This is a genomic window from uncultured Brevundimonas sp., from assembly GCF_947305955.1.
Lineage (GTDB): Bacteria > Pseudomonadota > Alphaproteobacteria > Caulobacterales > Caulobacteraceae > Brevundimonas.
Genome location: NZ_CAMZFB010000078.1, coordinates 1 through 6,495, shown reverse-complemented (window position 1 = coordinate 6,495; position 6,495 = coordinate 1). Strand labels below are relative to the sequence as shown.

Sequence of the window (6,495 nt, the reverse complement as noted above, 5' to 3'; positions counted from 1 at the left end):
TCAAGTACTTCCAAGCTTGGCTATAAGAATGTCCAAACTTTCAACGTCTTAATCGTTAACCATCTGTGGTCTAGCGCAACTTTTAGTATAGCTAAGGTGCTTTGATTTTCTTCTTTGGTGAGAATTTAGTGCTCATGCCCGAGAATTGTAAAATAAGAACGTCTAATAGTAAGTGAGCTATACAATCGTAGAGCTTTACTATTAATTGCCTGTGATTGCTGTGCTTTTATGAGTGAACTGCTACGCTTAAATTTTTGAGGTAAGCTTGAGCATATGCAATAACAAGAATTCACATTCTTCACCATTATTACCTAGCTTAACTATAGCGATAATGGGTGCCGCATATAGGTTGTTGTTTGGCGGTGATTTTTATCCGTTTAGCGTGACGTCGTTACTCGAATATATTGCACTTATAATGTAAAAAAGCCCGCTCATCAGAGCGGGCTTTAGTGATTCGCGATGGCTTGAAGCGTTTAGTCGCGCAGCAGTTCGTTGACGCCGGTCTTGGCGCGGGTCTGGGCGTCCACGCGCTTGACGATGACGGCACAGTACAGCGACGGGCCGCCGTTCGGGTCGGGAAGGGTGCCCGGCACCACGACCGAATAGGCCGGCACCTCGCCGCGGAAGACTTCGCCGGTGGCGCGGTCGATGATCTTGGTCGAGGCTGACAGATAGACGCCCATGGCCAGAACCGCGCCTTCGCGCACGATCACGCCCTCGGCCACCTCGGCACGGGCACCGATGAAGCAGCCGTCCTCGATAATGGTCGGATTGGCTTGCAGCGGCTCCAGCACGCCGCCGATGCCGGCGCCACCCGACAGGTGGACGTTCTTGCCGATCTGGGCGCACGAGCCGACGGTGGCCCAGGTGTCGACCATGGTGCCTTCACCGACATAGGCGCCGATGTTCACGAACGACGGCATCAGCACGACCGACTTGGCGATGTGGGCGCCGTGACGCACGATGGCACCCGGAACCGAGCGGAAGCCCGCATTCTGGTAGTCGGTGGAGGTCCAGTCGCCGAACTTGTTGGCGACCTTGTCGAAGAACGGGCCGATGGCCGGAGGCGGGCTGTTCATACCGCGGTCGCCCGCGCGCATGATGATGTTGTCGTTCAGGCGGAAGCCCAGCAGAACGGCCTTCTTCAGCCACTGGTGGGTGGTCCAGACACCGTCTTCACCACGGGTGGCCACGCGGGCTTCGCCCGAATCCAGCAGGGCCAGAGCCTTCTCGACGGCTTCGCGGACCTCGCCCTGCGTGGCGGGGTTTACATCGGCACGCGCTTCCCAAGCGGCTTCGATGACGCTTTCGAGCTTGGTGAGATTGGTCATTCGGGATCTCCGTCAAGAATGGCGGTGGTCAGGAAGTGCGGCAGGGAGGCCGCGCGATAGTCGATAAAATCGCCTTCGGCGCTAAACGCCTTGGGGCCCACCAGAACAGTCGTCATGCCAATGTCCTTGGCGGGGGCAAGGTTCTGGGGCGTGTCCTCGAAGAAGCAGGCCGTGGTCGGATCAATGTCGAACATCGCCAGCATCTTCTGGAAGGTGCGCGGGTCCGGCTTGGGGATCAGGTCGGCATCTTCCAGCGCGAACACGCCGTCAAACAGATCATCGATGCCCAGCTTCTTCAGAACGCGGTGGGCGTGCACGGTCGAGCCGTTGGTGAAGATGACGCGCTTGCCCTTCAGACGCTCCAGACCCAGGCGAAGCGCAGGGTCCGGTTGCAGGACGTCGAGCGGCACATCGTGAACTTCGGCCAGGAAGTGGTGCGGATCGATCTGATAGCGGGTCATCAGGCCCGCCAGCGAGGTTCCATAGTCGTGCAGAAAGGATTTCTGCATCACCATGGCCTCGTCGGCAGGCAGGCCGGACGTGCGCACGACATAGTCGTTGATGCGCTTTTCCACGAGACCCATGAACTGGCTCTCGACCGGATACAGGGTGTTGTCGAGGTCAAAGACCCACGACTTTACGCCTTTGAGATCGGCAGCAATGTCGGTCGGAAGGTCGGAGGCCACTTCCGTCGGCATCTTGTCTGTCACTTGGCGGTCACCAGAGTGCCGGCACCGTTTTCGGTGAACAGCTCGACCAGCATGGCGTGCGGGCGGCGGCCATCAAGGATCACCACAGCCTCGACGCCTGCGCGAACAGCCGCCATGGCCGTCTCCAGCTTGGGGATCATGCCGCCGGTGGCGACACCGTCGTCGATCAGCTTTTGCGCGTCCTCGAGGCTCATCTGGCGGATGATCTCGCCGTCGGCACCCTTCACGCCCGGAACGTCCGTCAGCAGCAGCATGCGCTTGGCGTTCAGGGAGCCCGCAACGGCGCCGGCCACGGTGTCGGCATTGACGTTATAGGTCATGCCGTCCTCGGCCACGCCGATCGGGGCGATAACCGGAACCCAGTCCTCGGTTTCCGACGCGATCAGGCCCTTGATCAGCTTGGGATCAACCTTGGTCGGCTCGCCCACAAAGCCCAGATCGACCTCGTGCTCGATCATGCTGTCGGGATCGCGCTTGGTGCGACGGGTCTTTTCGACCGTCAGCAGACCGGCATCCTTGCCCGACAGACCCACGCCGCGGACGTCGGCTTCCTTACCGGCGACCGTGATCCAGTGGGCAATCTCTTTATTGACCGCACCCGACAGAACCATCTCGGCCACAGCCATGGTGTCCTTGTCGGTGACGCGCAGGCCATCCACGAAGCTCGACTTCACGCCGGCCTTGTCCAGCATGGCGCTGATCTGGGGGCCACCGCCGTGGACGACCACGGGGTTCACACCCATCAGTTTCAGCAGCACAACGTCGGCCGCAAACTGCTTGGCCACGGCGCTTTCGCCCATAGCATGGCCACCGTATTTGATGACCACAGTCTCCCGGTCATAGACCTGGATATAGGGCAGGGCTTCAGCCAGGGTTTTCGCGGTTTCCCAGCTGCGCTCTTCGGATTGGCGATCAACTTCGTTCATAGTGGCGCGCATACCCCCAACAGACGCGCAAGTCACCCATTTTACGGGCTTTGCGACCAATGATGAATGATGCGTGTTGCAAAGCACGGTAAAGGCGAACCTGTCGATGTCGTTCGCTTGCCGCTCTGAGTCATATGTGCTGTGTTCGACCCATAGATTTGGTCGAAGTTGGTGTGGGGTAACAGCTTCTAACTGTCGAACGACCAACGGATCTGCCTAAGGAATACTGTGTCGATTTATCCGGTCATTATGTGCGGTGGCGCTGGTACACGTTTGTGGCCCGCCTCGCGCCCGATGCGTCCCAAACAGTTCATTGCGCTGCACGGTGAACATTCGCTGTTCCAGGCAACCGCGCTGCGTGCGGCCCGTCTGTTGGGTGATGGTGGAACGCTGGTGGTGGTCGGTGGTGCGGATCACGAGACCTTCATTCTAGAGCAGCTGGCCGAGATCGGCCTGACAGCGCAGATCATCCTTGAGCCGGAGGGGCGGGATTCTGCACCGGCCATGACTGCGGCAGCGCTGTGGACGGCATCGGTGGATGCGGATGCGGTCAATGTATTTGTGGCATCGGACCATTATTTGCCGGACGCTGATGCCTTCTCGACTGCGGCTATGACCGCTGCCAAGACAGCTCTCACCGGACGGATCGTCACGCTTGGGGTGACGCCGACTTCGGCGTCTTCGGCCTATGGCTACATTGAGCCGACGGCAGAGGGTCTCTCCGATGTCGCCCGCTTTGTAGAAAAGCCCGATAGCCAGACGGCACAAGTGTTTATCGACAAGGGACTTGTCTGGAACACTGGTATCTTTATCGCGCGCTCGGATGTCTTTTTGGCCGAAGTCCGTCAACATGTGCCGGCTGTCTTCAGCGCGGTAGATCAGGCAATGTCGGGTGCGGATGGCGCGGTCATTCATCTGCCTGAAGTGTTCAAGACGGCACCCAAGGTTTCCATTGACTATGCAGTGATGGAAAAAACTCAGCTTGCCTCGGTGCTGCGTGTGGACTTCGAGTGGTCCGACCTCGGAGCGTGGGATACAGTGGCCAATAGTGTGTCGCCTGATCAGGGGCGGCATATATTGATCGACTCGCCCGGTACGGTGGCGCGTGCACCGGAGGGTGTCATCGTCACTGTATTGGGTGCTCCCAACCTTGCGGTCGTAGTTGAGAATGATGCGGTTCTGGTGTGCGAACTAGACCGCTCTCAGGACGTCAAATCCGTTGTTGAGCGGGTCAAACAGGTCTCGCCTCAGCATTTGGATTTTCAGAGACCGGAACCGACGGACGTCGTTGCGCTCGGTCAGCAGTTCATTGATTGGATGAAGCTCCGCGCCCTGCCAGTATGGGCATCTCTGGGGATCAGAGAGAACGGCATATTCGCCGAGGCCATGACGATTGGTGCTGACCCAGTAGTGGCGAACCATCGTGTCCGCGTTCAAACTCGTCAGCTATTTACCTTTGCCGAGGCGGGGCGGCTCGGATGGAGCGGTCCTTGGGAATGGCTCATGGATCGCGGGTTGGAGGCCTTCGAGCGCTATTACATCAGCGAAGAGGGAATGCTGCGGGGGCTGCTGTCTCCTTCTCTGGACGTTCTTACGCCGCGCGCCTCCATCTATGACCATGCCTTTGGGTTGTTTGCCCTCGCGGCGGCGCACCGCGTGAAGGGCAATCAAGGGAGATACGCCCATCTGGCGAATGGAATTCGCGAGCGGCTTTTCCGAGAGGCTTTGCCTAATGGTGGGTTGGTCGAAACCGAAGGCCATCCCTATCAATCAAATGCCCATATGCATTTGCTCGAAGCTTGCCTTGCCTGGGAAGAAGTGGGCGGCGGCTTAGAGTGGGCGGACGCTTCGGATCAACTCGTCAACTTGGCTTGCACCACGTTTATCGATCCTGCGAACGGTTGCTTGCGGGAGTTTTTTGACGAGAACTGGCAGCCCGCTCCTGGCGCGCAGGGGCGTCGTGTCGAACCTGGTCATCAATTTGAATGGGCTTGGCTGCTGCTGCGCTATGCTCGTAGGCGTAATGCCTCACATCTCGTAGAGGTAGCGCGTACGCTTTATAGCTTCGGCATGCGCGGCTATTCGTCGTCGGCAGGGGTTCTGGTCGATGCCATTGACGACGAGGGTAAGCGGACCGACTGCACGGCGAAATTGTGGCCGCAAACAGAATGGGTAAAGGCTGCCTTAGTGCTGTCTGAACTCAGCGAGGGTACGCAAAAGCAGAAATATCTTAAGGATGCAGGTCTCGCTGTCGCGGCGCTTAACAAGTATTTGACGGACGACGGCCTATGGCACGACGTTCTGTTGAACGGTAACGAGTTTCCGGATGAACCTGCAAAGGCAAGTTCTCTGTACCACATTGTTGGAGCTTGCGCGCAGTTGGTGCAATCTTTGCGCTCTATGAGTCATCCAGCGTCATTGGGTAAGTCTGAACAGCGTCGATATACGTAGATATCCGCGCTTTAACTGCGAAAGCGGCTTAACCGGGGCTCAGACTATTAAGGCTCCGTTCAGTTTCTGTAGCACGGATATCACGATTGCCAATTGTATTGGGAAAATAGGGGATTTCCGGCCTCGACCTACGTAAGCTGGGCTGTTATCTCCACCTTAGCGGTACGCATGTACCGTCTTCGTCAACAATTCTTGGAGGGCCGCATATATGCGCGTCAAGAGTTTGATCCTGGCTTCTAGCGCGGCGGCCGCTCTGGCTCTGTCGGCTGGTGCGGCATCGGCTGAGCCGAACGGCTGGTACGGTGCTATCGATGCCGGTTACCACACCATCGAGGACATCAACGCTGAGTCGTCGGTGACCGGTCACAACTGGAACTGGGAAGTCAACGACGGTTGGGCTGCATTCGCCCGCCTCGGCTACCGTTTCAACCCGAACTGGCGTATGGAACTCGAGGGTGGTTACCGCTCGGGTGACATCGGCACCGTTCGTGCTGTCTCGGGTGGTCAAGGCCTCTGCAACCTGACCCCGGCTACCGGCCCGTGCCACTCGCCGGAAGGTGACATCACCGCCACGACCCTGCTCGCCAACGTCATCTATGACTTCGGCACCCCGGAATGGACCCTGCGTCCGTTCGTCGGCCTTGGCGCTGGTGTGAACCGCGTGAACGTCGACACCGTCGGCCGTCTGCGCCAAACGGCTTCGTCGTTCGCCGCTGACGACTCGTCGACCAAGTTTGCTGCTCAAGCAATCGCTGGTCTGGCCTGGGCCGTTTCGGACCGCGCTAACATCGACCTGACCTACCGTTACCTGACCGGCGACGCTTCGTGGGATTCGGTGGTTCCGGCCACTGTGAACCCGAAGTTCGGCGAATGGTCGGGCGACTATGACCAGTCGCACACCGTGACCCTGGGTCTGCGTTACGCCTTCGGCGCTGAAGATGCTCCGCCGCCGCCGCCGCCGCCTCCGCCGCCGCCGCCGCCGCCTCCGCCGCCTCCGGCTAAGCCGGCAGCCCGTCAGTTCGTTGTCTACTTCGACTTCGACCGTTCGGACCTGACCGCGGAAGCTCGCTCGGTTGT

At 58.9% G+C, this 6,495-nt stretch carries 5 protein-coding genes; 2 read left to right on the top strand and 3 right to left on the bottom strand.

Annotated elements, in window-relative coordinates:
• Positions 1–473: 473 nt before the first annotated feature.
• Genes dapD through argB form a run of 3 tightly spaced genes read right to left on the bottom strand, consistent with a single transcriptional unit; the run spans position 474 to position 2,967 of the window.
• A complete protein-coding gene (gene dapD, locus Q0Y42_RS13705) occupies positions 474–1,331 on the bottom strand; it encodes a 2,3,4,5-tetrahydropyridine-2,6-dicarboxylate N-succinyltransferase (RefSeq protein WP_297804856.1) in 858 nt (285 codons plus the stop codon).
• On the bottom strand, positions 1,328–2,041 hold the full coding sequence (locus Q0Y42_RS13700) for a pyrimidine 5'-nucleotidase (RefSeq protein ID WP_366108496.1): 714 nt from the start codon (positions 2,039–2,041) through the stop codon (positions 1,328–1,330). Before Q0Y42_RS13700 ends, dapD begins: the two co-directional genes overlap by 4 nt.
• Positions 2,038–2,967: an acetylglutamate kinase gene (argB, locus tag Q0Y42_RS13695; protein ID WP_297804853.1), complete on the bottom strand. Its 930-nt coding sequence runs from the start codon at positions 2,965–2,967 to the stop codon at positions 2,038–2,040. Before argB ends, Q0Y42_RS13700 begins: the two co-directional genes overlap by 4 nt.
• 228 nt (positions 2,968–3,195) lie before the next feature.
• On the opposite strand from argB, the gene Q0Y42_RS13690 reads away from it, so the two are divergent.
• On the top strand, positions 3,196–5,418 hold the full coding sequence (locus Q0Y42_RS13690; RefSeq protein ID WP_297804850.1) for an AGE family epimerase/isomerase: 2,223 nt from the start codon (positions 3,196–3,198) through the stop codon (positions 5,416–5,418).
• A gap of 223 nt (positions 5,419–5,641) precedes the next feature.
• Positions 5,642–6,495: outer membrane beta-barrel protein (locus Q0Y42_RS13685; RefSeq protein WP_297804847.1), on the top strand; the 854-nt coding region annotated here is incomplete at its 3' end.

Bases quoted from the DNA above. Each gene is read 5' to 3' on its own strand.
- dapD (WP_297804856.1), bottom strand. From the start codon at position 1,331: ATGACCAATCTCACCAAGCTCGAAAGCGTCATCGAAGCCGCTTGGGAA.
- argB (WP_297804853.1), bottom strand. From the start codon at position 2,967: ATGAACGAAGTTGATCGCCAATCCGAAGAGCGCAGCTGGGAAACCGCG.